General features: G+C 70.0%; 27 protein-coding genes and 3 tRNA genes. 20 read left to right on the forward strand and 10 right to left on the reverse strand.

Features of this window, described 5'->3' with window-relative positions:
• Positions 1-4 precede the first annotated feature (4 nt).
• Entirely contained in the window at positions 5-850 is an 846-nt protein-coding gene (gene proC, locus ACQ86M_RS17605; RefSeq protein WP_431246367.1) for a pyrroline-5-carboxylate reductase, read from the forward strand.
• 80 nt (positions 851-930) lie between these two features.
• On the opposite strand, the gene ACQ86M_RS17610 is transcribed toward proC, so the two are convergent.
• The 3 genes from ACQ86M_RS17610 to ACQ86M_RS17620 all read right to left on the reverse strand — a co-directional run bounded on the left by ACQ86M_RS17610 (position 931) and on the right by ACQ86M_RS17620 (position 4,107).
• Positions 931-1,818, reverse strand: coding sequence for a hypothetical protein (locus ACQ86M_RS17610; protein ID WP_431246368.1), 888 nt, complete (start codon positions 1,816-1,818; stop codon positions 931-933).
• A 188-nt stretch (positions 1,819-2,006) separates the two neighbouring features.
• Positions 2,007-2,678 carry a potassium channel family protein gene (locus ACQ86M_RS17615; protein WP_431246369.1) on the reverse strand — a complete coding sequence of 224 codons (672 nt, stop codon included), beginning with the start codon at positions 2,676-2,678 and terminating at the stop codon, positions 2,007-2,009.
• Positions 2,671-4,107, reverse strand: a complete 1,437-nt coding sequence (locus tag ACQ86M_RS17620) for a TrkH family potassium uptake protein (RefSeq protein ID WP_431246370.1) — start codon at positions 4,105-4,107, stop codon at positions 2,671-2,673. The genes ACQ86M_RS17615 and ACQ86M_RS17620 overlap by 8 nt, the downstream gene beginning before the upstream one ends.
• A gap of 83 nt (positions 4,108-4,190) precedes the next feature.
• Here ACQ86M_RS17620 and ACQ86M_RS17625 point away from each other — a divergent pair, with 83 nt between their 5' ends.
• The 4 genes from ACQ86M_RS17625 (at position 4,191) to ACQ86M_RS17640 (ending at position 5,385) form a co-directional block, all read left to right on the forward strand.
• A complete protein-coding gene (locus ACQ86M_RS17625) occupies positions 4,191-4,616 on the forward strand; it encodes an ArsR/SmtB family transcription factor (RefSeq protein WP_431219879.1) in 426 nt (141 codons plus the stop codon).
• 38 nt (positions 4,617-4,654) lie between these two features.
• Entirely contained in the window at positions 4,655-4,867 is a 213-nt protein-coding gene (locus tag ACQ86M_RS17630) for a helix-turn-helix domain-containing protein (protein ID WP_431219880.1), read from the forward strand.
• Positions 4,868-4,937: 70 nt separating this feature from the next.
• Positions 4,938-5,036, forward strand: coding sequence for a 30S ribosomal protein bS22 (locus ACQ86M_RS17635; RefSeq protein WP_003792170.1), 99 nt, complete (start codon positions 4,938-4,940; stop codon positions 5,034-5,036).
• Positions 5,037-5,124: 88 nt separating this feature from the next.
• Positions 5,125-5,385 (forward strand): glutaredoxin family protein, encoded by a 261-nt coding sequence (locus ACQ86M_RS17640; RefSeq protein WP_431219881.1) that lies wholly within the window; start codon positions 5,125-5,127, stop codon positions 5,383-5,385.
• 8 nt (positions 5,386-5,393) lie between these two features.
• On the opposite strand, the gene ACQ86M_RS17645 is transcribed toward ACQ86M_RS17640, so the two are convergent.
• Together ACQ86M_RS17645 and ACQ86M_RS17650 are read right to left on the reverse strand one after the other, a co-directional pair.
• Positions 5,394-6,095, reverse strand: coding sequence for a GntR family transcriptional regulator (locus tag ACQ86M_RS17645; protein WP_431246371.1), 702 nt, complete (start codon positions 6,093-6,095; stop codon positions 5,394-5,396).
• On the reverse strand, positions 6,095-6,754 hold the full coding sequence (locus tag ACQ86M_RS17650) for a GntR family transcriptional regulator (RefSeq protein WP_431246372.1): 660 nt from the start codon (positions 6,752-6,754) through the stop codon (positions 6,095-6,097). Before ACQ86M_RS17650 ends, ACQ86M_RS17645 begins: the two co-directional genes overlap by 1 nt.
• Positions 6,755-6,944: 190 nt before the next feature.
• Between ACQ86M_RS17650 and ACQ86M_RS17655 the strand changes: the two genes are divergently transcribed.
• Positions 6,945-8,171 (forward strand): isochorismate synthase, encoded by a 1,227-nt coding sequence (locus ACQ86M_RS17655; protein ID WP_431246373.1) that lies wholly within the window; start codon positions 6,945-6,947, stop codon positions 8,169-8,171.
• A 7-nt stretch (positions 8,172-8,178) separates the two neighbouring features.
• Here the strand turns inward: ACQ86M_RS17655 and ACQ86M_RS17660 are convergent, their stop codons facing one another.
• Entirely contained in the window at positions 8,179-9,033 is an 855-nt protein-coding gene (locus ACQ86M_RS17660) for a PPK2 family polyphosphate kinase (RefSeq protein WP_431219885.1), read from the reverse strand.
• A gap of 132 nt (positions 9,034-9,165) precedes the next feature.
• On the opposite strand from ACQ86M_RS17660, the gene ACQ86M_RS17665 reads away from it, so the two are divergent.
• The 5 genes from ACQ86M_RS17665 to ACQ86M_RS17685 all read left to right on the forward strand — a co-directional run bounded on the left by ACQ86M_RS17665 (position 9,166) and on the right by ACQ86M_RS17685 (position 14,178).
• On the forward strand, positions 9,166-9,552 hold the full coding sequence (locus ACQ86M_RS17665; protein WP_431219886.1) for a hypothetical protein: 387 nt from the start codon (positions 9,166-9,168) through the stop codon (positions 9,550-9,552).
• A 99-nt stretch (positions 9,553-9,651) separates the two neighbouring features.
• The gene (gene ubiE / locus ACQ86M_RS17670; protein WP_431246374.1) at positions 9,652-10,662 is read left to right on the forward strand and encodes a bifunctional demethylmenaquinone methyltransferase/2-methoxy-6-polyprenyl-1,4-benzoquinol methylase UbiE; all 1,011 of its coding nucleotides are present in this window, start codon (positions 9,652-9,654) and stop codon (positions 10,660-10,662) included.
• Positions 10,663-10,682: 20 nt separating this feature from the next.
• Positions 10,683-11,738 carry a polyprenyl synthetase family protein gene (locus tag ACQ86M_RS17675; protein ID WP_431247911.1) on the forward strand — a complete coding sequence of 352 codons (1,056 nt, stop codon included), beginning with the start codon at positions 10,683-10,685 and terminating at the stop codon, positions 11,736-11,738.
• A gap of 30 nt (positions 11,739-11,768) precedes the next feature.
• The gene (locus tag ACQ86M_RS17680) at positions 11,769-13,163 is read left to right on the forward strand and encodes an FAD-dependent oxidoreductase (RefSeq protein ID WP_431246375.1); all 1,395 of its coding nucleotides are present in this window, start codon (positions 11,769-11,771) and stop codon (positions 13,161-13,163) included.
• Positions 13,164-13,176: 13 nt separating this feature from the next.
• On the forward strand, positions 13,177-14,178 hold the full coding sequence (locus ACQ86M_RS17685; RefSeq protein WP_431246376.1) for an alpha/beta hydrolase: 1,002 nt from the start codon (positions 13,177-13,179) through the stop codon (positions 14,176-14,178).
• Here the strand turns inward: ACQ86M_RS17685 and ACQ86M_RS17690 are convergent.
• Complete coding sequence (locus tag ACQ86M_RS17690; protein ID WP_431246377.1) at positions 14,165-14,653, reverse strand: YajQ family cyclic di-GMP-binding protein; 489 nt, start codon at positions 14,651-14,653, stop codon at positions 14,165-14,167. The genes ACQ86M_RS17685 and ACQ86M_RS17690 overlap by 14 nt on opposite strands.
• A gap of 138 nt (positions 14,654-14,791) precedes the next feature.
• On the opposite strand from ACQ86M_RS17690, the gene ACQ86M_RS17695 reads away from it, so the two are divergent.
• The 6 genes from ACQ86M_RS17695 to ACQ86M_RS17720 all read left to right on the forward strand — a co-directional run bounded on the left by ACQ86M_RS17695 (position 14,792) and on the right by ACQ86M_RS17720 (position 17,870).
• On the forward strand, positions 14,792-15,235 hold the full coding sequence (locus ACQ86M_RS17695) for a VOC family protein (RefSeq protein ID WP_431246378.1): 444 nt from the start codon (positions 14,792-14,794) through the stop codon (positions 15,233-15,235).
• On the forward strand, positions 15,232-15,423 hold the full coding sequence (locus ACQ86M_RS17700) for a hypothetical protein (RefSeq protein WP_431246379.1): 192 nt from the start codon (positions 15,232-15,234) through the stop codon (positions 15,421-15,423). Before ACQ86M_RS17695 ends, ACQ86M_RS17700 begins: the two co-directional genes overlap by 4 nt.
• 57 nt (positions 15,424-15,480) lie before the next feature.
• Complete coding sequence (locus ACQ86M_RS17705; RefSeq protein ID WP_431246380.1) at positions 15,481-16,128, forward strand: heme oxygenase (biliverdin-producing); 648 nt, start codon at positions 15,481-15,483, stop codon at positions 16,126-16,128.
• A gap of 309 nt (positions 16,129-16,437) precedes the next feature.
• Complete coding sequence (locus ACQ86M_RS17710) at positions 16,438-16,788, forward strand: helix-turn-helix domain-containing protein (RefSeq protein ID WP_431246381.1); 351 nt, start codon at positions 16,438-16,440, stop codon at positions 16,786-16,788.
• A gap of 111 nt (positions 16,789-16,899) precedes the next feature.
• Positions 16,900-16,981 (forward strand) — tRNA-Tyr (locus tag ACQ86M_RS17715).
• Positions 16,982-17,057: 76 nt separating this feature from the next.
• Entirely contained in the window at positions 17,058-17,870 is an 813-nt protein-coding gene (locus ACQ86M_RS17720) for an inositol monophosphatase family protein (protein ID WP_431246382.1), read from the forward strand.
• Positions 17,871-17,892: 22 nt separating this feature from the next.
• Here the strand turns inward: ACQ86M_RS17720 and ACQ86M_RS17725 are convergent, their stop codons facing one another.
• The 3 genes from ACQ86M_RS17725 to ACQ86M_RS17735 all read right to left on the reverse strand — a co-directional run bounded on the left by ACQ86M_RS17725 (position 17,893) and on the right by ACQ86M_RS17735 (position 21,691).
• Positions 17,893-19,635 carry a glycoside hydrolase family 13 protein gene (locus tag ACQ86M_RS17725; RefSeq protein WP_431246383.1) on the reverse strand — a complete coding sequence of 581 codons (1,743 nt, stop codon included), beginning with the start codon at positions 19,633-19,635 and terminating at the stop codon, positions 17,893-17,895.
• A gap of 30 nt (positions 19,636-19,665) precedes the next feature.
• Positions 19,666-20,694 carry a LacI family DNA-binding transcriptional regulator gene (locus tag ACQ86M_RS17730; protein WP_431219898.1) on the reverse strand — a complete coding sequence of 343 codons (1,029 nt, stop codon included), beginning with the start codon at positions 20,692-20,694 and terminating at the stop codon, positions 19,666-19,668.
• Between the two features lie 154 nt (positions 20,695-20,848).
• A complete protein-coding gene (locus ACQ86M_RS17735) occupies positions 20,849-21,691 on the reverse strand; it encodes a pentapeptide repeat-containing protein (protein WP_431246384.1) in 843 nt (280 codons plus the stop codon).
• 110 nt (positions 21,692-21,801) lie between these two features.
• Here ACQ86M_RS17735 and ACQ86M_RS17740 point away from each other — a divergent pair, with 110 nt between their 5' ends.
• From ACQ86M_RS17740 to ACQ86M_RS17750, 3 genes are all read left to right on the forward strand, one after another.
• Positions 21,802-22,758, forward strand: a complete 957-nt coding sequence (locus ACQ86M_RS17740; protein ID WP_431246385.1) for an aldo/keto reductase — start codon at positions 21,802-21,804, stop codon at positions 22,756-22,758.
• A 91-nt stretch (positions 22,759-22,849) separates the two neighbouring features.
• Positions 22,850-22,921: transfer RNA gene (locus tag ACQ86M_RS17745), tRNA-Thr, on the forward strand.
• A 45-nt stretch (positions 22,922-22,966) separates the two neighbouring features.
• Positions 22,967-23,040: transfer RNA gene (locus tag ACQ86M_RS17750), tRNA-Met, on the forward strand.
• Positions 23,041-23,082 lie beyond the last annotated feature (42 nt).

The following is a 23,082-nucleotide window of genomic DNA, read 5'->3' on the forward strand; positions in this document are numbered from 1 at the left end:
AGGCATGGACGACGCGCAGAACGTGACCCTCCCGACGATCGCGATGCTGGGCGCGGGCTCGATGGGCCGCGCCATCCTGAGCGGGCTGCTCGCCCCCGGGGTGCAGGTGGCGGGCATCCGCGTCACCAACCGCTCGGAGGCGCGCGCGGCGGAACTCGCCGGCACCCCCGGCGTGACGGCGTACGCGGCCGAGACGAAGGCCGACGCGAACCGGCTCGCGGTCGATGGTGCGCAGGTCGTCCTCGTCGCGGTCAAGCCCGCGAAGGTCCGGGACGTGCTGGCCGAGATCACGGACTCGCTCGCCCCGGGAACGGTCGTCGTCAGCGTCGCGGCCGGGGTCACCACGGAGACGATGGAGTCGCTGCTGCCCGACACGATCTCGGTCATTCGCGCGATGCCGAACACCCCCGCCGTCGTCGGCAAGGCCGTGACCGGCATCAGCGCCGGATCGCGCACGGAGGCGGAGGACCTGGAGGTGGTCCGCGCCCTGTTCGGGACGGTCGGCGAGGTGGTCGAGGTGCCCGAGTCGCAGCTGGATGCGCTGAGCACCATCTCCGGGTCGGGCCCGGCGTACGTCTTCCTCCTCATCGAGGCGCTGACGGAGGCCGCCGTGCGGAAGGGCTTCACACCCGAGCAGGCGGCCACACTCGTGAACGGGACGTTCCTGGGAGCCTCCGAGCTGCTCGTCTCCTCCGGCGAGGACCCGGCCGAGCTGCGCCGCCGGGTCACCAGCCCGAACGGCACCACCGAGCGCGCGATCGCCGTCCTCTCCGACGCGGACCTGCCGGCACTCTTCGCCCGCGCCACGGACGCCGCCCTCGCCCGCGCCCGCGAGCTCGCCGCCGGCTGACCTCCTCGCCCCGCCCCCGCCGTCCTATGCCCAACGCCGAGTACACGAAGTCTTGACGAGATCCCCCTGATTCTGTGCAATCAGGGCGGACTCGATCGGTAGAGCGCGCGACGGACGCGCATCGCGACGACGTCGAAGTCGTCAGCTGCGGTGACGAACACCACGAACCAGCCTTGCTCCACGAGGCGTTCACGGCGTCGGATGTCGTCCCGATAGACGGCTGGGTCGGTCCGGTGATGGTCGCCGAGGTACTCGATAGCGACCATTGCGTGGGGGTACGCGAGATCGATCATCGCCTCCACGCGGCGTTCGCCCGCCGGCCGAACGGGGTGATTCAGTGTCGGAGCGGGGAGGCCGGCGTCCTCCAGTGCCAGGCGCAGTCGCGACTCCTGGGGCGAGAGGGACCCGTAACGGACTCGCTCGAGAGCGAGACGCAGGTTCCTGACTCCGCGACGGCGACCGTGCCGACGCACCGCCGCTTCGAGGTCGAATCGCGTGAGCGGCGGCGGTTGACCCGAGTACGGCTCGTCGCCCGTGACCAGGTAGTCCCCGATCGCCACGAGATCGGGCACAGACAGCCGTGAACTCAGCTGGGCCCACGCATCCTGCGCGGCGATCACGGAGAGTCCGTCCACCACGGCCCCGCGGTGGTCATCCGGAGTCAGCTGGTGAGCCGCCACTCCGTCGAGAGTCGGCGGCCGATGCGGCTCGAACACGCTGACCTCGACGTCGGTCGGTCGCGCGTGGAGCGGCAGCGGCATCCGGTGGATGATGGCGGCAGACCGGTGACTGAACAGGGCGTGGGCCGGCAGCACCACGGCGGCTGCGCGACACAACGCGAGATGGTCGACAGGCGCTTGCTCGGTGCGCATCCCGTAGAAGGGTCGATGCATGCGCTTCCCGTAAACAGTTCGCCACGGCACACCCTCTGCGAGGAGGTCCCGACTCCGCTCTCCGTACTTCTCCATCTGCACACCCAAGCGCGTCCGGAGGGGCTCGACCCACTTATCCACAGCCCCCAGCATCGAGTCCGCGATGTTTGCACGTCCGCGGGGCGTGTTGCGTGCAAACATCGCGGACTCGACGGTGGAGGGAACGCCGAGAGACGAACGGGCGCGCGGACGGGAGGACGCGCGGAGGGCGCAGCGGGCGGGCGTCAGGCCTCGAGGGCGGCGAAGCGCTCGATGTCGGCGGAGGCGCCGGAGACGATGACGAGGTCGTGGTCGGACACCACGGTCTGGGCGGTCGCGTACGTGAAGGGGAGGCCGGGGCTCTTCACGCCCACCACGGTGATGTTGTACTTCGAGCGGACGCCCGAGTCGCCCAGGGGCAGGCCGCGGATGGGCTTCGGCGGGTACATCTTGACGAGGGCGAAGTCGTCGTCGAACTCGATGAAGTCGAGCATCCGCCCGGTCACGAGGTGCGCCGCCCGCTCGCCCGCCTCCGCCTCCGGGTAGATGACGTGGTTGGCGCCGATGCGCTCCAGGATCTTGCCGTGCGACTTCGAGATCGCCTTGGCCCAGATCTGCGGCACCTTCAGGTCGACGAGGTTCGCCGTGATGAGCACGCTCGCCTCGATCGACGAGCCGACCGCGACGACGCCGACGGAGAAGTCCTCCGCACCGATCTGCCGCAGGGTCTCGATCGAGCGCGCGTCCGCCTGCACGGTGTGGGTGACGCGGTCCGCCCACTTCTGCACGAGCTGTGCGTCCGTGTCGATCGCGAGCACCTCGCGCCCCAGCCGGTCGAGTTCGCCCGCCGTGGCCGCGCCGAAGCGTCCGAGACCGATGACGAGGACGGGCGCGTTGTGCTTGATCCGGTCAACCAACGAGCGGCCTCTCCTCCGGGTTGTGGTACAGCTGGCGGCGCTGACTCTGCGCCAGCGCCGCGGCGAGTGTCACTGTACCAACGCGCCCGCAGAACATGGTGGCGGCCATGATGTAGACGCCCGCGTCGGGCAGCCGCTCGGTCAGCCCGGTCGACAGACCGCAGGTCGCGAACGCCGAGATGACATCGAACAGCACGTGGTCGAGCGGCGCCTTCGTGACCTGCAGGATGAGGATGCTGGACACCGCCACGATCGTCGCCCCCCACAGCGCGACGGCCACCGAGAGCCGCAGGACGTCGATCGGGATGCGGCGCCGGAACGCATCCATCGACTCGACCCCGCGCGCCTCTGCGAACGCGGCCAGGAAGAGGACGGCCAGCGTCGTCACCTTGATGCCGCCGGCGGTGGATGCGGACCCGCCGCCGATGAACATCAGCATGTCCGTGACCAGCAGGCTCGAGCCGTGGAGGTGGTCGATGGGAATGGTCGAGAACCCGCCCGAGCGCGCCATCGTCGAGAGGAAGAACGACTGGAAGACCGTGTGTCCCGCATCCAGCCGCCCGAAGGTCCTCGGGTTTTCGTATTCCAGCACGATGTAGAGCACGGCGCCGGCGACGAGGAGGATGAGGAACGTGAGCAGCGTCAGCTTCACGTGGATGGACCATCGCCGCCGCTTCTCGCGCAGGTTGGTGGCGATGGCGAAGATGACCGGGAAACCGATCGCTCCGAGGATCACGCCGACCATGAGCGCACTGAGGAACCAGTAGTCCGTCGCGAACGCCTGGATGCCCTCCGTGTTCGGCGTGAACCCGGTGTTCGTGAAGGCCATCGCCGAGTAGTACACGGCCTCCCACGCCGCGGTTCCGACGTCGACGCCGCCGATGAGCATGCGCGGGAACAGCAGCAGAGCGACTCCGCCCTCGATCACCACCATGCTGATCGCGACGGTGGTCAGCAGCTTGCCGACCTCGCCGAGGCGGACCGCCTGGCCTTCTGCGACGGGGCCCGAGTGCATCCTGAGCGGGTTGCTGTCGCTCGCGGCCATCAGCTTCGCGCGCAGTCCGAGCTTGCGCGAGATGACGAGCCCCAGGATGGACGCCATGGTCAGCACGCCGACCGCACCCACCTGCACCCCGATGTAGACGAGCAGGTGGCCGAACATCGACCAGTGCGTCGCCATGTCGACGGTCGCGAGTCCCGTCACGCAGATCACCGAGACGGCGGTGAAGAGGGAGTCGGCCAGGGGCGTCCACTGGCCCTTCGCCGACGAGATCGGCAGCGAGAAGAGCAGGGTGAAGACGAGGATCAGGAGCGCGAACACGACGATCGCGAACCGCGACGGGCTGCGCGCAGCGAAAGCGTTGAGGGCCGCACGCACACGTCCCGCCGGCGAGACGGGCCGGCCGCGGACCGTCCGGGTGGTGGTCATGTGTGGTCCTTCCCGTCGTCTTCCTGGTGAGGGGCGGGCTGGTGGACATGGTACTGCGCCGGGGGAATGACTAGCCTGGGGGCATGGCCGACATCTTCGACGTGATCGCCGACCCGACGCGGCGCGAGATCCTCCGAGTGCTGCGCGATCGCAACGCGGACGCGACGCATTCCGTTCGGGATATATCCGTCTCCGAGATCGTGGCCACCCTGGAGCTCAGCCAGCCGACCGTCTCCAAGCACCTGAAAGTGCTGCGCGAGGCGGGTCTCGTGGCCGTCCGCGAAGAGGGCCAGCACCGGTACTACCGGCTCGACCCGGTGCCGTTGGAGGCCGTCGAGGACTGGGTCATTCCGTTCACGGCATCGGAAGAGGACATGGAGCTGAGCGTGCGCCTCGCGGAGGAGACGCGCGAGTTCGCGAGCACCGTCGGCAAGGTGCTCGCCGACACGCGCCATCGCGTCTCGTCGGCGACCGAGCGGGTCACCCCGAAGAAGTGGCGCAAGGACTGACCTCCCCGAGTACGATGTCCGGCAGGAGGGACGGGACCATGGCACAGGATCTGAAGGATGTGCGCTTCCTGACGGTCGCCGAGGTGGCCGACATGATGCGCGTCTCCCGCATGACCGTCTACCGCCTCGTCCACGCCGGTGAGCTGCCGGCCATCCGCTTCGGCCGGTCGTTCCGGGTTCCGGAGTCGGCGGTCGAGCAGCTGCTGCATGCGGCCACCTTCCGAGAGGGCGGCGTCGCGGACTCGGCGTGACGTCGGGTAGACTGTCACCTCGTGTCGCCGCGCGCCCCGCGGCTTACCCCTGATTCTTTGTGAGGTCTACGTGGGTTCCGTTATCAAGAAGCGTCGCAAGCGTATGGCGAAGAAGAAGCACCGCAAGCTTCTTCGCAAGACGCGCCACCAGCGTCGCAACAAGAAGTAGACCCCGGTCTACGGCTCAAGCGTCGGTCCAACCGGTCCGGCGCTTTTTGCTGTGCCCGCGCATCCGGCCGCGCGCTTAGAGTGAAGGGGTGGACAGCGTCTCCCTCACCCTCATCGGCAAGCCCGGATGCCACCTCTGCGACGACGCGAGGGATGTCATCCACTCGGTGATCGCCGAGCTGCCGTCGGACGGCCCCGACGTCACCGTGGAGGAGCGCGACATCCTTCAGGATGCGGAACTCCACGAGAAGTACGTGGAGGAGATCCCGGTCGTGCTCATCGAGGGGCGCGTCCACACGTACTGGCGCGTGGATCCTGCCCGGCTGCGTTCAGCGCTGCTCGAGCGCTGACACCGGCGTCAGAACACCGGTGTCTGGTCGATGTCCGCGTCGCGTCGGCGGTAGTCCTGCAGGAACTGCTTCAGCGTCCCCGCGTACAGCTCCTTGACGAGGTCGCCCGCGCGGGCGCCGTCGCGGTCCTTGGCCGCGGCCAGGATGCCGGCGAGGGCGGCGGGCAGGTCGTCGACGCCGAACGGGGTCTGCCACACCGAGATGTAGCGGAGCAGCTGCGGGCTGAGCCCCTCGGAGACGGAGACCAGCACCTCGTCGCTGCCCGCGCGCTCCAGTTCGAGGAAGAAGTCGTTGAACGCGTGGCCGAGCGCCGGAAGGTCGCGGACCTTGGTGGCCTTGCGCACGTCCTTCTGCGCCTTGTCGAGACGGCTGACCGTCGCGTTGTCGAGCGTCGGGACGATGGTCCGCGCGGCGTGCTCGTGCAGCAGGCCGGTCGTGTAGATGGCCTCGTCGATCGCCTTCAGGTCGATGGGGGCGACGCGGGTGTAGCGGTTCGGCGCCATCTCGACGAGGCCGATGTCGGCCAGCTTCATGAGGGCCTCGCGGATCGGCGTCCGCGAAACACCCAGCCAGGCGGTCAGCTTCTCGTCGAGCAGGGTCTCGCCGGGCTCGAGCGTGCCGTCGAGGATGCCGTCGTAGAGGCGGTTGTAGACGACGTCGCGCAGCAGCCGGCGCTCGACAGGGGCGGTGTCGTTCACGGGCAGCGGCATCAGCGGGTCTCCTTCTTGTTCCCGGCGAAGTCGTCGGCGATGGTCACGAGGGCCTTGTCGAAGAGGTCGGCGGTGGCGCGACCGGCCTTCTCGGCCTTGCCGGAGACGGCGGCGTCGAGGAGTGCCGTGACCGACGGCTTCGCCTTGTCGAATGCGGCGGAGGAGGGCGCGGCGTTGAGCGCTCGCTGCACCTCGGGCAGGTGGCGCTTGAGCAGGCGCGCGATGGTGCGGTTGTCGAGGCGTCGGAGGAACACACCGAGGAACCCGTCGGAGGACAGCCCGGTGCGGGCGGCTTCTGCCGCGTCGATGTCGCGCAGCGCCTCCCGGTCGGCGTCGGTGAGGAGCGGGGTGGCGTCGCGGACGACCCCCGCGACCAGCACGCCGATCGTGGCGATCAGCTGCCGCAGGCGAACGGACTCGATCGGGGTGACCCGGGTGCGGCGCTGGGGCAGGATCTCGACCAGGCCCATGGCCGCGAGCTGGTTGAGCGCTTCGCGGACCGGGGTGCGCGAGACGCCCACCCAGCGCTCGATCTCGGCGTCGTACAGCTGCTCGCCGGGGAGCAGGTCGCCGTCGACGATCGCATCGAGGAGGCGCAGGAAGACTTCGTCTCGGATGAGCCGGCGGGGGCTGGCGGCTCCGGTCACGGGCACGGGCATAGATGAATGTTACATCCCGGTCTATCGGTGGGCGGGCTGATGTGCAGAGTGTCGAAAGCGCGCATTGCCTGCACTCCGGGCCCGGTCGGAACGCCCATCGAGTCCCCATCCGCCGCCCACCGGGCGCACAGTTCCGCGGGCGTAGGCTGGCCTGGTGAGATCAGCCCCGACCGCTCGGCGGGAGACTGGCGTGACGGCCCTGGAGGCCGAGACCACACCGCTCGATGACGTCCGCCAGCTCATCCCCTTCCTCGACTCCCGCACGCCTCTGCTGTGGCTGCGCAAGGGCGAAGGGATGGCGGGGATCGGCGAGGTGCTGAGGCTCGACTTCACGGGTCCGGACCGGATCGAGCAGGCGTCGGCCGCGTGGCGGGAGACCGCGGCTGCCGCGACGGTCGACGACGCGGTGGGAACGCCGGGCACCGGCCTGGTGGCCTTCGGCACCTTCGCGTTCGACGACGAGAGCACCGCCACGAGCACCCTGATCGTGCCGGAGGTGGTGATCGGGCGCCGGGGGAGCCGCAGCTGGATCACGCGCATCCGTCGCGCGGGCGAGCCCGCCGTGACGACGCTGTCGAAGCCGACCGCGTTCGGCGACGAGTACCGGCTGAGCCTGCTGCCGGGTGAGCTCGGGGCCGACGGCTACCGGGAGGCGGTCGCGGAGGCCGTGGAGCGCATCCGGGAGGCCGACCTGTCCAAGGTGGTGCTGGCCCGCGACCTGCGCGGGCACCTGCCGCTCGAGTCGGACCTCCGCCGGGCCCTCGTCGAGCTCGCGCTCGGGTACCCGGACTGCTGGACCTTCGCCGTGGACGGCCTGGTCGGGTCGTCGCCGGAGACGCTGGTCCGCGTCCACCACGGCACGGTGACGGCGCGCGTGCTGGCGGGGACGATCTCGCGCGGTCCGGATGCCGCACAGGATGCCGCCGCCGCGGCCGAGCTCGTCGCCAGCGCCAAAGACCAGGGCGAGCACCGCTTCGCGGTGACGAGCGTGATGGATGCGCTCCGCCCGCACAGCGCGGACCTCGCGGCGAGCGACGAGCCGTTCACCCTCAAGCTGCCGAACCTGTGGCACCTGGCGACCGACATCGCCGGGATGCTGAGCGACGGATCCAGCTCGCTCGACCTGGCCGCCGCGCTGCACCCGACCGCCGCGGTCGCCGGCACGCCTCGCGATGAGGCGCTCGCGCTGATCCGCGAACTGGAGCCGTTCGACCGCGGACGCTACGCCGGCCCGGTCGGCTGGGTGGGCGCGGACGGCGACGGCGAGTGGGCGATCGCCCTCCGCTGCGCCCAGGTCACCACGGGCGGCGACCTGACCGCCTATGCGGGCGCCGGGATCGTCGCCGACTCGGAGCCCGAACGCGAGCTCGCGGAGACGGGGATGAAGTTCCGCCCCATCGTGGAGGCCTTCGGCTGACCCGTCGTCACGACTGCGCGAGGCGGAGCTTCTGCTCCTCCACGTCGTAGTGCGGACGCGGCCACTCCAGCTGGAGGCCCTGCATCGCGTGGATGAGCAGCTGCTGCACCGCCGCCCGGGCGTACCACTTGTGGTCGGCCGGGACGACGAACCACGGGGCGTAGACGCTGTTCGTGCGGTCGAGGACGACCTGATAGGCCTCCTGGTACTCGTCCCAGTACAGGCGCTCGTCCACGTCGGCGGGGTTGAACTTCCAGAGTTTGTCGGGGCGTTCGAGCCGTGAGGCAAGGCGCTTCCGCTGCTCGTCCTTGCTCAGGTGGAGCATCACCTTGATCACGGTGGTGCCGGACTGGTTCAACTCCTTCTCGAAGGCGTTGATGGCGCCGTAGCGCCGCTCCAGCTCCTCGGGCGGCGCCAGCGAGCGCACCCGCCCGATCAGCACGTCTTCGTAGTGGGAGCGGTCGAAGACGCCGACCTCGCCCGCGGCCGGCACCTGCTGCCACACCCGCCAGAGGAAGTCGTGGGCCAGTTCGTCCGGGGTGGGTTTGCCGAATCCCGCGTAGTGCACGCCGCCCGGGTTCATCGAGCCGATGACGTGGGAGACGATCCCGCCCTTGCCCGCCGTGTCCATCGCCTGCAGCACCAGGAGCACGGAACGCGGATCGCCCTCACGGCCGCAGGCGAACAGCTGCTCCTGAAGATCCGCGAGCAGGCCCGCGCCATCGGCGAGGGCCTTCTCGCCCTCCTTCTTGCCTCCGTCGAAGCCGGGAACGCCGTCCGTCGGCTCGTCGGCGAGCCGGAAGCCGGGCTGTACGCGCAGCAGCTCGTAGGGATCCGTCGTCCAGTAATCGCTGTCGCCCACCGTGGCCTCCTCGTCGCGTGTGCGGGACGCCCATGGTAGACCCGGCGGCGAGTCCCGGTGGGCCACGCGATTCCGCATCTAGCCATGTGCGGCAGCGCGGCATTACGGTGTGCGCGTCGAGAGGAGACTGAGATGGACACGTTCTGGTCGGCATTCCTGTATGTCTTCTGGATCTTCGCGTTCGTCGCGTTCCTGATGATCCTGTTCACGGTCCTGGTGGACCTGTTCCGGGATCAGGAACTGAACGGGTGGTGGAAGGCCCTGTGGGTGATCTTCCTGATCTTCCTGCCGGTGCTCGGGGCGCTCGTCTACCTCATCGCGCGGGGGCGCGGGATGGCGGCCCGCAATCTGGCGCGCGACGCGAGGGTTCCCGAGGACGACAGCTGGGGCCAGCGCCCGACGGGATCCGCGACGCCGGCGGCGGACATCCAGCAGGCGCAGACGCTGCTCGACCAGGGGGTCATCAGCCGCGGCGAGTTCGACGCGCTTCGGGCGAAGGCGCTCGGCGAGCGCTACTGAGCGGCCCGGGCGGAGTGCGGTCCCGGCGCTCGCTGACCATTCGGCGTGCATCCAGGCACTGGAATGCAAGCGGCGGACGGCGCGGCCTAAGCTGGTGGGGTGAGTAAGGCCGACCTCAGCAAGCAGCCCGCCCAGGTCGCCGCCATGTTCGACGAGGTGTCGACGCGCTACGACCGGACCAATGCCGTCCTGTCGGTGGGCAATGCGGCGCTGTGGCGCGTGGCGACGACGCGAGCCGTCGATCCGCGCGCAGGCGAGACGATCCTCGACGTCGCGGCCGGCACGGGGACGTCGAGCGCGTCGCTCGCCCGGAACGGCGCGTCGGTCGTCGCTGCGGACTTCTCCGAGGGGATGATCGAGGTCGGCCGCCAGCGGCAGGCCGGCAACCCGTTCGTCCGCTTCGTGCAGGCCGACGCGACGGCGCTTCCCTTCGAGGACGACACGTTCGACGCCGTGACGATCTCCTTCGGGCTGCGGAACATCGTTGACCCGAAGAAGGCGCTCGCCGAGTTCTACCGCGTCGTCAAGCCGGGCGGCCGTGTCGTCGTCTGCGAGTTCTCCCAGCCTCCCCTCGCTCCCGTCCGTGCCGGCTACTCGGCCTATCTGCGCTATGGGATGCCCGTCCTCGCCCGGGTCGCGAGTTCGAACCCTGCGGCGTACGAGTACCTGATGGAGTCCATCCAGGCGTGGCCGGACCAGCGCTCGCTCGCGGGCTGGCTGCGCGAGGCCGGATTCGAGCGCGTCGCCTTCCGCAACCTCACGGCCGGCATCGTTGCGCTCCACCGCGGCTTCAAGCCCGAGCGGCCCGCGGTCGTCGAGGAGCCGGCTCCGGCCCCGAAGCCCAAGCGGGCGGCGGCCGCCAAGCCGAAGACCGACGCTGCCGTGAAGCCGAAGACCGACGCTGCCGCGACGCCCGAGACGGCCGCTTCTGCGAAGCCCAGGCCGGCCGCTGCTGCGAAGCCCAGGCCGGCCGCGTCCGCGAAGCCCGCCGCCGCTGCCAAGCCGAAGGCTGCGCCGAAGCCGAAGCCGGCCCCCAAGCCGACGACGGAATCCGCCGGATCCGCCGGCTCCGAACAGTCTGCGTCCACCATCCCGTCCGAGGGGGAGTAGTGCCACGAAGTGTCCCGGGTGTGCGGCGCCCGTCGCTGACCGGTCAACTGGGCTTCACCGAACGGATCTTCATCCGCGGCGAGGATCGTGAGCTCGCCAACGCGGTGGACGACGGCCTGGCCGCGGTCGAGGAGGGCCTGCACCGCGAGATGCAGTTCGCCGACAACCTGGCCGACGTCACCGCGCGCTATCTGCTCGAGGCGGGGGGCAAGCGCGTCCGCCCCATGCTCACCCTGCTCGCCGCCCAGCTGGGACGGGGTACCAACGCGGATGTCATCCAGGCCGCCGAAGCCGTCGAGATCACGCACCTCGCCTCGCTCTACCACGACGACGTCATGGACGACTCGCAGATGCGCCGCGGAGTGCCCAGTGCGCAGTTCGTCTGGGGCAACTCCGTCGCCGTGCTGACGGGCGATCTCCTCTTCGCCCGGGCGAGCAAGCTGGTCTCCGCCCTCGGGGAGCGTGCGATCCAGCTGCAGGCCGACACCTTCGAGCGGCTGTGCCTCGGCCAGCTGCACGAGACCATCGGCCCGCAGGAGGGGGAGGACCCGGTCGCGCACTACATCCAGGTGCTCGAGGACAAGACCGGCTCGCTGATCGCCGTCGCCGCGCAGATGGGCGTGGTCTTCTCGAACGCGCCCACCGAGTACGAGCAACCCGTTGTGGTCTTCGGCGAGAAGATCGGTGTCGCGTTCCAGCTGATCGACGACGTGATCGACCTCTCCGGTCAGGGCGTCGCCGAGACGGGCAAGACGCCCGGCAACGACCTGCGCGCGGGCGTCGCCACCCTCCCGGTGCTGCGCCTGCGCGAGCGCGCGGCGACCGATCCGGACGCGGCGGCGCTGCTCGAGCGTCTCGAGCGCGACGTCATGGGCTCGGCGGAGGACGGCGAGGTGACGCCCGCCGCGATGGAGGCCATCGCGGCGCTCCGCGAGCACGACGTGACGCGTCAGACGCTGGAGGAGGCGCACCGCTGGGCGCGCGAGGCGGTGGAGGCGCTGGCCCCGCTGCCGGACGGCCCGGTCAAGAAGGCTCTGGTCCGCTTCGCGGACACCATCGTCGAGCGCTCCAGCTGAGCCGCACGGAACACCAGAAGGAATCAACGCATGACCAAACTTCGACTGGCCATCGTCGGCGCCGGGCCGGCGGGCATCTACGCCGCCGACATCCTGCTGAAGGCCGAGCGCGGCTTCGACGTATCCATCGACCTGTTCGAGCAGCTTCCCGCACCGTACGGCCTGGTCCGTTACGGGGTCGCGCCCGATCACCCGCGCATCAAGGGCATCATCACCGCCCTGCGCGAGGTGCTCGATCGCGGCGACATCCGCATCTTCGGCAACGTCGAGTTCGGCCGTGACATCACCCTCGACGACCTCAAGCGCCACTACAACGCGGTCATCTTCGCCACGGGCGCGGTGCGGGACGCTGACCTGGAGATCCCCGGCATAGAACTGCACGGCTCCTACGGCGCCGCGGACTTCGTCAGCTGGTTCGACGGTCACCCGGACGTGCCGCGCACCTGGCCGCTGGAGGCGAAGTCGGTCGCCGTGATCGGCAACGGCAATGTCGCCCTCGACATCTCTCGCATGCTCGCGAAGCACGCCGACGACCTGCTGCCGACCGAGATCCCGGACAACGTCTACGAGGGGCTCAAGAACTCGCCGGTCACGGACGTGCACGTCTTCGGCCGCCGCGGACCGGCGCAGGTGAAGTTCACACCGCTGGAACTGCGCGAGCTGGGCGAGCTCCGGGACGTGGACATGATCCTGTACGACGAGGACTTCGACTACGACGAGCAGTCCAAGGCGGCCGTCGCCAGCAACAAGCAGGTGATGGTGATCGACCGCGTGCTGCAGCAGTGGCGGCAGCGCGAGGTGGGCAACGCGTCGCGTCGACTTCACCTGCACTTCTACGCGAAGCCCCTCGAGGTCGTCGGCGACGACCACGGCAACGTGACGGCGTTCCGGTACGAGCGCACGGAGCCGGACGGCGAGGGCGGCGTGCGGGGCACGGGCGAGATCCGCGAGCTCGAGATCGACGCCCTCTACCGCGCCGTCGGCTACTTCGGCTCGCCGCTCCCCGGCATCCCCTTCGACCGCAAGCACGGCGTCATCCCGAACCACGAGGGCCAGGTGCTGCGCAAGGGCGACAACGAGCGCATGTACGGCGTCTACGCGACGGGGTGGATCAAGCGCGGTCCGGTCGGACTCATCGGTCACACCAAGTCGGATGCGATGGAGACGATCAAGCATGTGATCAACGATCAGGGAAACTGGTGGTCGCCCGCAGACCCATCCGAGGAATCTGTGGAGAACCTCCTGCGCGAGCGGGGTGTGGAGTACACCACGCTCGACGGCTGGCACAACCTCGACACGCACGAGCAGGCGCTCGGCGCCGAGCGCGGCCGGGTGCGCGTGAAGGTGGTTCCGCGCGACGAGATGGTCCGCGTCTCGAACGCGGAGACGGTCGCGAGCGGCCCAGCGCTGGGTCAGGCAGAGTAGCCCCGCAGCGCGCATGACGAGCCCGCGCGAGTGGCGCCCCGACATCCTCGGGGCGCCCTTCGAGCAGACCACCCTTCCGCTCGGCGACGATGCGGAAGGCGAGGTCGTCGCGACGCTGGTGCGGTACTCGCCGCCTCCGCGTCCCCGTCTGCACCGGGGACCCGCGGCCGACGCGGACGTGCTCTACGTCCACGGCTGGTCGGACTACTTCTTCCAGTCCGAGCTCGCCCGGTTCTGGCACGACCAGGGCGCCCGGTTCCACGCCCTCGACCTGCGCAAGTACGGGCGGAGTCTGCGGGAGGGGCAGACGCCCGGCTTCGTCGACGACCTCGCGGTCTACGACGAGGACATCGCGGCGGCGCTCGACGCGATGGGCCACGGCGAGGGCGAGCGGCGCTCGCACCATCGACGTCTCATCCTGCTCGGCCACTCGACCGGCGGCCTGACGCTGAGCCTCTGGGCGGACCGTCATCCAGGACGGGCCGATGCGCTCATCCTGAACAGCCCGTGGCTGGAGTTCCAGGCGCACTCCGCCGGCCGGGCGGCCCTCGCGCCGCTCATGGACCTGCGTGCGCGCATCGACCCCAAGGCGGCGATGCCGAACGTCGATCTCGGCTTCTACACCCGGACCGTGTCGCGCACGCTGGACGGCGAGTGGGACTACGACCTCGCCTGGCGTCCGGTGCGCGGCTTCCCCGTGCACCCCGCCTGGCTGACCGCCGTGCTCGCCGGGCATGCCCGGGTGGCAGCCGGTCTCACGATCGACGCGCCCGTGCTCACGCTGCTCTCGGCGCGGTCGACGCTGCTGCCGTTCTGGACGCCCGACATGATGCGCTCCGACGTGGTGCTCGTCGTCCGCGACATCGCCGAGCGCGCGCTCGGGCTGGCGCCGACGGTCACCGTGTCCTGGGTGCAGGATGCGCTCCACGACGTGTTCCTGTCGGCCGCTCCCGTGCGGAAGGCGGCCTACACGGCGATGGAGCGATGGCTCCGGGGCTACCTCAGCGGAAGTTGACGAACTGCACCGCGACGTCGAGGTCGGCGTTCTTGAGGAGCGCCATCGTCGCCTGCAGGTCGTCGCGGCTCTTCGAACTCACGCGCAGCTCGTCGCCCTGGATCTGCGACTTCACGCTCTTCGGTGCCTCGTCGCGGATGAGCTTGTTGATCTTCTTCGCCGCATCCTGCTCGATGCCGTTCTTGAGCCCGACCTCGACGCGGAACTCCTTGCCGGACGGGTAAGGGGCGCCGGTGTCGAGCGACTTGAGCGTGATGCCGCGCTTGATGAACTTCGACTCGAGCACCTCGAGCACCGCCTTGACGCGCTCCTCGGTGTTGGCCTTCAGGAGCACCTTCTCGCCGCTCCACTCGACCGACGCTCCGACGTTCTTGAAGTCGTAGCGCTGCTCCACCTCTTTGCGGGCCTGATTGACGGCGTTGTCCGCCTCCATCTTGTCGACCTTGCTGACGACGTCGAACGAGGAGTCTGCCATGAGATCACTCCGATCCTTCTCGGCGGGCGCGTACGGCATCCAGTCTACGGGTGAGGGCCGCAGCATCCGTTGCCGCATCCGACAGCCCGGTTCTAGACTGACGCCCGCTCGGCATACGCCCCGATGGAGGAGGTTCGTATGTACATGAAACTCGAGGTCGTCGTCCTGCCCGTCTCCGATGTGGACCGGGCGAAGTCCTTCTACCAGTCGCTGGGGTGGCGGGAGGATGCGGACTTCGCCGTCGACGACGGCTACCGGATCGTGCAGTTCACCCCGCCCGAGTCGGAGGCGTCGATCATCTTCGGGACGGGGCTGACGGATGCGCCTCCCGGGTCGACGCAGGGGCTGCAGCTCACCGTCTACGACATCGACGAGGCGCGGGCTGCGCTGGTCGACGCGGGTGTCGAGGTGTCGGAGCTCTTCCACGACTCGACGGGCATCTTCCGGCACGCCGGCACGCGCGAACGCATCAGCGGCCCCCACCCGGAGCGTGCCGACTACTCGACCTTCGCCTCCTTCGAGGACCCGGACGGGAACGGCTGGATCCTGCAGGAGATCAAGAAGCGGCTGCCGGGACGATGAGCGACGAACTGACCGACGTCATCCTGGACCACTTGAAGCAGGCGGCCGAGGCGCACGGGGTGCACGAGAAGGAGGACCTGGGCGGAGTCTTCGACGAGCAGTGGCCCGAGTGGTACGCCCAGCACATGGCGCAGACGCTGCGCGCGGCGGGCTACCGGCTCGAGCGTACGGAGCCGCCCTCGCCTTGACGACCTGGCAGGGGTGCGACAGGCTGAGGTAAGCCTTCCCTTAGTCAGGAGTCCCGAATGGCCCAGCTCATCCCCTTCTCGCAGGCGCTGCGCGAGCGCACCCGCGGTGTCCACCAGGAGAGCGAGGGCGCGGTCTTCATGCAGGACCTGATGAGCGGCCGCGGCAGCCGGGACGACTACATCTCCTTGCTGTCGCAGCACTACTTCATCTACGAGGCGCTCGAGGAGTCGGCCGAGTGGATGGGCTCCGACCCGGTCGCGACGCTGTTCATCAGCCCCGCGTTGACGCGGCTGCCGGCCATCGAAGCCGACCTGGAGTTCCTGCTCGGCGACGCCTGGCGCGAGCGGATCGCGGCCCTGCCGTCGACGGTCCGCTACACCGAGCGCATCCGCGAGGTGGGTCGCACGTGGCCGGGCGGATTCGTCGCCCACCACTACACGCGTTACCTCGGTGACCTCTCCGGCGGCCAGATCATCCGCACGCTGCTGCAGCGGCAGTACGGGTTCGACACCAACGGCGTCGGCTTCTACCTCTTCGCGGACATCGCGAAGCCGAAGCTGTTCAAGGACACCTACCGCTCGCAGCTCGACGCCGTCGAGTGGACGGAGGAGGAGCGGGATCGCGTGATCGCGGAGGTCGGGCTCGCGTTCCGGTTCAACACGGAACTGTTCGACGACCTCGCGGCGGCCAAGACCGCCGCCTGACGTGCGGGTCGCCTGCGTCAGGCCGTCTGGGCCAGCTCCTCGTAATACGTGACGTGGCAGCCGTCGCCGCTGCACTCGATGCAGAGCGCAACCTCCTCGGCGTGCTGCGAGGGGTCGGCCCCTGTGCCGTCGCACCGTTCGCAAATCTCCAACGTTCTCATGCCCACGATTGTGCGCCCGACCACCGACATCGGCGGCAGCGCGCGCCGGGGTGTCGCGATCGCACAGCATCCACACGGGATTATGCCCACAGCAGAACGCGCAGATCCCGCAGGCGCGGATCGGCGGCATCCGACATAGGCTGGCCGCATGCTTCTGCGGCACGCGATCGGCTCGGTGCTCCGCCGGATCAGGACGGAGCGGGGAACGACCCTGCGCGAGCTCTCCGAGCGCTCGCGGGTCTCCGTCCCCTACCTCTCCGAGATCGAGCGCGGGCGCAAGGAGGCGTCGTCCGAGATCCTCGCCGCGCTGTGCCGGGTCCTCGACCTGAGCGAGGGGGAGCTGCTGACCCGCGTCGCCGCCGAATTCGCCGGCGCGCAGGTGCTCTCGCTGGTGCCCGAACGGGAGCTCGCGATCGCTGCCGGCACGACCGCCGAGCTGCAGCCCGCGACCGTCGCGGAGGTCGGCCGGACGCCCGGAGTCGTCGCCCTCGCTGCCTGACGCCGGCCGGTGCGCAGGCTGGGCGGGCGCTGATTTCGTGTGCGGGCGCGCGGCGGCTATTCTTGTGTGGCGCCTTCGGTCACGAGAACACTGGTGGTCGGGAGCGCCAATGGCGAGTTACCCAAGCGGCCAAAGGGATCTGACTGTAAATCAGCTGTCTACGACTTCGGGGGTTCGAATCCCTCACTCGCCACGTCACGAAGAGCCCGGCCCTGCGGCCGGGCTCTTCTCGTCTGCGGGGCATGCAGCCCATCTGAGAGGCTTGACGCATGACCTCCACCGTCGAGCTGCTCGAGATCGCCTCCACCGTCGCCAAACGGGCCGCCGCGTTCGCCCTCCAGCGGCGGCAGGACGGCGTGGAGATCGCCGCCTCGAAGTCGTCGCTGAGCGACATCGTCACGCGGGCGGACCGCGAGACCGAGCAGTTGATCCGGGATGCGCTGGCCGCGGCGCGACCGCGTGACGGGTTCCTCGGCGAGGAGTCCGGCGGCGGGAGCAGCCAGAGCGGGCTCACCTGGGTGGTCGACCCGATCGACGGCACCGTCAACTACTTCTACGGCATCCCCGCCTGGGCGGTCAGCATCGCGGTCGTCGAAGGCGACCCGGACCCCGCCACGTGGCGGACCCTCGCCGGGGCCGTGGTGAATCCTGTCTCCAAGGAGGTGTTCACCGCTGCCGAGGGGGACGGCGCGCGGCTGAACGGGGAGCGCATCCACGTGAACGAGGGCGTCGACCTGAGCCTCGCCCTGGTCGGGACGGGATTCGGGTACGACGCCGAGGTGCGCCGGCGCCAGGCCGGCTTCGTCGCCGAGCTCATCCCCGAGGTGCGCGACATCCGCCGCATCGGGGCCGCATCCCTCGACCTCTGCTCGCTCGCCGCCGGCCGGCTCGACGCGTACTACGAGCGCGGGCTCAACCCATGGGATCACGCGGCCGGCGCCCTGATCGCGCAGGAGGCCGGCGCACGGGTCGCCGGAATCGCAGGAGGCCCGGCGGACCGCCGCCTGCTGGTGGCGGCCGCGCCGGACCTCTTCGATCGACTGCACCCCCGGGTCGAGCGCTTCTACTCCGACTGGGAGTGACGCCGACCGGAGTGGCCCCGGCTCAGACGAGCCAGACCGCGGTGTCCTGCGGCAGCTTCCCGTCCTCCAGCTCGTCGCTGGCGAGCGCGATCCGCCCCTCGGGCAGCGCGACGGCGTCCGTGCCGAAGTTGACGACGACCGTCACCTCGCCGGTACGGAAGGCGAGCGTGTCACCGCCGAGGTCGATCCACTCGGGGGCGCCGAACGCCAGGTCGTGACGGCGGCGCAGCTTCAAGGCCTCCTGGTACATGCTCAGCGTCGACCCGGCCACGCCCTCCTGCGCCGAGCGGATGTACGACGCCCAGAGCGCGGGCTGCGGCAGCCAGCTCGCCGGGCTCGGGCCGAAGCCGTACGACGCCTCGTCGCCCTCCCACGGGATGGGGACGCGGCAGCCGTCGCGGCCGTACCGCTCACCGTTTGTGCGGAACCAGGTCGGGTCCTGACGGGCCTCGTCGGGCAGGTCGATCGCCTCGGGGAGACCGAGCTCCTCGCCCTGGTAGAGGTAGGCCGATCCCGGCAGTGCGAGCATGAGCGCGGTCGCCGCGCGTGCCCGGCGGAGGCCGAACGCCGGGTCCGGCAGCCCCTTCGTCTTCGGCCCGATGCCGTGGCCCTGCAGGTTCTCGCCCGCGAGGGCCAGGCGGGTCGCGTGACGGACGACGTCGTGGTTCGACAGCACCCACGTGCTCGGAGCGCCGACACTGCTGAAGGCCGCGATGGAGCGATCGATGACGCTCCGCAGCGCGGCCGCATCCCACGGGGTCTCCAGGTACGCGAAGTTGAACGTCTGCTGCATCTCGTCCGGGCGCACCCAGCGGGCCAGCTTGTCGAGCGGCTCGACCCACGCCTCGCCGCAGAGCACGCGGTCGCCCTCGTACTCGGCGAGGACCGTGTGCCAGTCGCGGTAGATCGCGTGGACGCCGTCCTGCGCGAAGTACGGCGGCGTCGGCGGGTCGACCTCGGCGTGCGCGTGGATCTCGGGTTCGAGCGGGATGCCGCCGGTCTCCAGGGTCGGAGTGGTGCCGCCCATGCTGCCCATACCCTCCGGCGGCGTGTAGTCGGGGAGGCCCGCCTCCTTCACCATGCCATGGGCCACATCCACCCGGAACCCGTCGACGCCGCGGTCGAGCCAGAAGCGCAGCACGCCGCGGAACTGCTCCCACACCCACGGGTTCTCCCAGTCGAAGTCCGGCTGCGACTTGTCGAAGAGGTGGAGGTACCACTGGCCCGGCGTGCCGTCGGGCTCGGTGATGCGCGTCCACGCGTGGCCGCCGAAGATCGACTCCCAGTTGTTGGGCGGCAGCTCGCCGTTCTCGCCCATGCCGTCGCGGAAGATGTACCGGGCGCGCTCCTGGCTCCCCGGTGCGGCGGCCAGCGCCTCCTGGAACCAGACGTGGTCGCTCGACGAGTGGTTCGGGACGATGTCGATGATCACGCGCAGCCCCAGGCCATGCGCCTCCGCGAGCATCGTGTCGAAGTCCGCGAGGGTGCCGAAGCGCGGGTCGACGTCGCGGTAGTCCGCCACGTCGTAGCCGGCGTCGTTCTGGGGCGAGCGGTAGAAGGGGGAGAGCCAGACGGCATCCACCCCGAGATCGCGCAGTGCGGGGAGACGGTGCGTGATTCCGGGGAGGTCGCCCATCCCGTCGCCGTCGGAGTCGGCGAAGGAGCGCGGGTAGACCTGGTAGATGACGGCGGAGCGCCACCACTCGCGACCGGGGGTGTCGGGGGTGCGATCGGTGGTCGGGGTCGTTGCGGAGATGGTGGTCACCTCATGTTCGTGTCGGGGGCGGGTGGGGGATCAGGGGTGGACGGCGGTGCTCGATCGGACGATCAGCTCCGCGGGGGCGGTGTGGCTGACGGGTTCCGGATGCGCGGCTCCGCCGGTACTTCGCCGCGCCTCGAGTGCGGCGAGCAGCAGTTCCGCCGCGCGCTCGCCCTGGCGGACGGGGTGCTGCGCGATCGTGCTCAGCCCGAAGAACTCGGAAAGGGGATGGTCGTCTATCCCGATGACGGAGACGTCGCGCGGCACGCTGAGGCCGAGGTCGCGGGCGGCGAGGATGGCGCCGACCGCCATCTCGTCGGAGGCGGCGAAGAGGGCGGTGGGACGCTCGTGCGGTGTTCCGAGCAGCTGCTTCGCGGCCTCGTACCCGCCCGGGAGCGTGAAGTCCGTCGCCCGGTGCAGGCGTTCGTCGACGGGAAGGCCGGCTTCGGTCAGCGCCTGCTCGTAGCCCAGGCGCCGGCTCGTCGGGATGTGGAAGTCGAGGTCGAACTCGTCCGAGCCGCCGATGTGCGCGATGCGGGTGTGGCCGAGGCCGATGAGGTGCTCGGTCGCCAGCCGCGCGACCGCGACGTCGTCGATGGTGAGGGTGCTGACGCCGGGCAGCGGTCCGCCGACGCCGACCAGCGGCTTCCCGAGCGCGAGCAGGCGGCCGACCTCGTCCTCGGCGAGCTCGAGCGAGACGGCGAAGACCGCATCCACCCGGTTGCGCAGCAGGTGCTGCTCGAACACTCGGCGCCGCTCCTCCCCGTCACCGCTCAGGTTGTAGAGAGTGAGGTCATAGCCGCGACGGAGGAGGACCCGCTGGGCGCCCTCGATGACGGAGGTGAAGAACCAGCGGTTCAGCTGCGGGACGACCGCTCCGATGTTGCGTGTGCGGCCGGAGGCGAGGCTCGACGCGTCGGAGGAGACGACGTACCCGAGGTCGGATGCGACCCGCAGCACCCGCGCACGGGTGGTCTGCGAGACAGGGCCGTTGCCGCTGAGCGCACGGGAAACGGTGGCCGTGGAGACGCCGGCGAGGCGCGCGACGTCGTCGATGCCGGGCATCCCACCTCCTGTGCTCTGGTGCGGTTGCTGTGCTCTCGTGCGGTGGAAGCGCTTGCGACCGCCGGTGCCCGGGATGTGACCGCGCACAGGGGGAGTATAGCGATGCGGCTGGAAGCGTTTGCAGTCTCCGTGGCCCGGTCGTCGGCCGTGGAGTTCAGTGCCAGTGGGTCGGGCGGGCGAGCGTCGGCGGCAGGAGAGTGCGTCGGTCGCCGTTGGCGGCGTTGAGTTGGGGCTGCGTGAGGTAGATCGCCGTGCGGAGGTCTGCCCCATCGAGGCGCGCGTCGCGCAGGTCGGCGCCGATGAGCTCGGCGCGGGAGAGGTCGGCGTCGCGGAGGTCAGCCGCGATGAGCAGGGCGCCGCGGAGCTCGGCACCGCGCAGGTCCGCCCCGCGCAGGTCCGCGCCCAGCAGGTCGGCGTCGGGACGGATGCGGGAGCGCGCGCCTCGTTTCGGCCCGGTGCCGACGGGGCCGCCCTCTCGGGCCAGGCGGGCCGCATCCCGCAGCAGTCTGGCGGCGGGGGCGCGGATCTCTTCGATGTCCGCTTCGCAGATGGCGTCGGCCGGTGCATCGGCGAGCGCGCGCGCCTCGGTGCGGACCAACCGCAGCGCGGGATGCAGTGAGGCGGCGGCCTCCAGGGCCAGCGCATCCTCCACGTACCAGAGCAGTTCGTGCAGCTGGCGCATCAGCGGGAAGACGGCGAACATGGCACTCTGCGTCTCGCCTCCGTCGTGCCACGTGGCGCCGGCGAAGGTGTGCTGCGTGACCTGCTGCCCGGCACCGAAGCAGTCGAAGACGGTGCAGCCCTTGAAGCCGCGCTCGCGCAGTTCGGGATGGATGCCGCAGCGGTAGTCCTCGGCGAGGTTGACGCACGGGTCGCCGGCCGGCTTGTCGAATGCGAAGTCCGCGGAGCGGGCGAAAGCCAAGGCGACGCAGCAGAGGCCGACGCAGCGGGCGCAGTCCGCCCGCAGCTCGCGGCGGGCGTCGTCAGCGGTGCGCATCCGTCCACAGTACGTGCTGCGGGTCACCTTTCCACATCTTCAGACGGCTACGGAATACCGTTCGGACCGCCGCGTTAGCGTGAGGGAACGGACAAACGAAGGAGTCACGCATGACCGCACCCCGCCGCACCATCGGCTCGTCCGACCTCGAGGTCTACCCGCTGTCGCTCGGAGGCAACGTCTTCGGCTGGACCGCGGACAGGCAGACCTCGTTCGACGTGCTCGACGCCTACACCGCCGCGGGCGGCAACTTCGTGGACACGGCGGACGGCTACTCGGCGTGGGTGCCCGGCAACACCGGCGGCGACTCGGAGTGCATCCTCGGCGAGTGGTTCGACGCCCGCGGCAACCGCGACGACGTCGTGCTCGCGACCAAGGTCAGCCAGCACCCCGACTTCAAGGGTCTCGCCGCCGACAACATCCGCCGGGCCGCCGATGCGTCGCTCGAGCGCCTGCAGTCCGAGTACATCGACCTCTACTACGCCCACTTCGATGACGAGACGGTCCCGCTGGAGGAGACCGTCGCCGCCCTGTCCGGCCTGGTCGACGCGGGCAAGGTCCGCTACATCGGCATCTCGAACTACACGCCCGAGCGCATCGACGAGTGGTTCCGCATCACCGAGCGCGAGGGCCTCCACCGCGCCGTCGCTCTGCAGCCGCACTACAACCTGGTCGAGCGCGCCTACGAGTCGGCGTACCGGCCGATCGCCGAGCGCGAAGGCCTGGGCGTCATGCCGTACTTCGCCCTGGCGGCCGGCTTCCTGACCGGCAAGTACCGCGACGGCGTCACGGTCGACAGCGCTCGCGCCGGCGGCGCGGCGAAGTACCTCGACGAGACCGGCCGGTCTGTGCTGTCCGCCCTCGACGAGGTCGCCGCCGCCCACGACGCATCGGTGGCCTCCGTCGCCCTGGCGTGGCTCGCCGCGCAGCCGACGATCACCGCGCCCATCGCGAGTGCCCGCACGACCGACCAGCTGCCCGACCTGCTGGCCTCCGTCACCCTCGAGCTGACCGCCGACGAACTGGACGCCCTCGACGGCGCATCGGAGTCCGCGAAGGCCGCCTGATGCGCGCTCCGCCGTGTACGAAACACGACGCGGCGGATGGTATCCTCGTACGGTTGCCGAAAACGGCCGGCTCTCGCCGGCGTGCGGCTCCGCCCCCTTAGCTCATTGGTAGAGCACTTCCTTGGTAAGGAAGAGGTAGTGGGTCCGATTCCCACAGGGGGCTCCGTCTCCCCGTCACGCGACACGTCGCACGGCGGAGGGATGCCACGGCGGGGTAGCTCAGGTGGTTAGAGCACACGGCTCATAATCGTGGTGTCGCGGGTTCGAGTCCCGCCCTCGCTACATAGCTTCAAAACACTGGGAACGGCGGCTGTCAGACAGCCG

The sequence above is a fragment of the Leifsonia xyli subsp. cynodontis genome, from assembly GCF_050632205.1.
Classification (GTDB): domain Bacteria; phylum Actinomycetota; class Actinomycetes; order Actinomycetales; family Microbacteriaceae; genus Leifsonia; species Leifsonia xyli_D.